This window comes from Bittarella massiliensis (ex Durand et al. 2017) (assembly GCF_017566145.1).
GTDB lineage: Bacteria > Bacillota > Clostridia > Oscillospirales > Ruminococcaceae > Bittarella > Bittarella massiliensis_A.
The window spans coordinates 1-212 of record NZ_JABFCL010000360.1 but is presented as its reverse complement, the minus strand read 5'-3'; the positions used below and the strand labels follow the sequence as shown (position 1 = coordinate 212).

At 49.5% G+C, this 212-nt stretch carries 1 pseudogene; it reads right to left on the bottom strand.

Annotated features, from left to right (window positions below):
- Nucleotides 1-212 (bottom strand): annotated as a pseudogene (locus HJY11_RS14675) (homoserine dehydrogenase); the annotation flags it as partial.

Here is a 212-nt window from a genome sequence, read left to right as displayed (position 1 = left end):
ATAATCGGAATCCCCCCTGCAACCGCAGCTTCGAAGAGAAAATCCACGCCATTGTTCTCAGCTGCGTCCAGCAGCTCTTTTCCATACTCAGCCACAAGGTCTTTGTTGGCTGTGACGACATTCTTTCCGGAATTAAGCGCCTCAAGTATCATCGTCCTGGCCGGCTCTATTCCTCCCATCACTTCAATGACAATCTCTATCTCCTTGTCATC